Origin of the sequence: Bacteroides sp. ET71, assembly GCF_023336905.1 — a bacterium.
In the GTDB taxonomy this organism is placed as follows: domain Bacteria; phylum Bacteroidota; class Bacteroidia; order Bacteroidales; family Bacteroidaceae; genus Bacteroides.
Window position 1 is genome coordinate 1 of the sequence record NZ_JAMBLS010000126.1, and the last position, 679, is coordinate 679.

General features: G+C 59.9%; 1 pseudogene. It reads right to left on the reverse strand.

Features of this window, described 5'->3' with window-relative positions:
* A pseudogene (locus M3090_RS15485) lies at nt 1-679 on the reverse strand (DNA methylase); the annotation flags it as partial.

The following is a 679-nucleotide window of genomic DNA, read 5'->3' on the forward strand; positions in this document are numbered from 1 at the left end:
TATCAGGCGGGGGATGCTGTCAAAGGCGTTGATGAAATTCCGGCAGGCGGTCTGCGGGTCGGCTGCCAAGCGTCCGTTGTTGTAGTTGTACAGGAGCTTGCCCGTGCCGCGCACGAAGAAGCGGTTCTCGCAGAAGTCCAATCCCTCCTTGACGGTGGTGTCGGTCTTGACCACGATTTCAAAGCCGTAGAGGGAGCCGATGGGAACCGGCTGGCCGTGCGTGCGCTCCTTGTCCTCTATCTCGTGCAGTCGGGCGGCAATGACTTTGGGGTCGCTGTCCGTTACCCCGTCAATCTTCAGCGGGTTGAGCTTCTTGCCCTCCTTGTCGTACTGCACGCGACTCTCGAAGTCGGCCATGTCCTGCCGCGCCCTCGCGATGATGTCGCTGTTGGAGGCTTGGTTGGCCAACAGGGTCTCCAACCGGATGCGCGAATCGCCCTTGCCGCGTTGGAACGCCTTGCGCTCGCCCTCCAGCCCTGCAATCTTCTTCTCCAGACGCGCCTTGTCCAAGAGGTCGGTGTTGCCGGAGAGGATGGCGACATACTCGGAGTAGTTCATGCCCCCTTTCTCGTCCATGCTGCCCTCGTCGATGGTGCGGCTGCCCATGCGGTTCTGCTTGAGCTGGGTGATGAAAAGCTGCTTGTTGTGGAGCAGGTTGAACTTGTAGCTGTCCAATGAT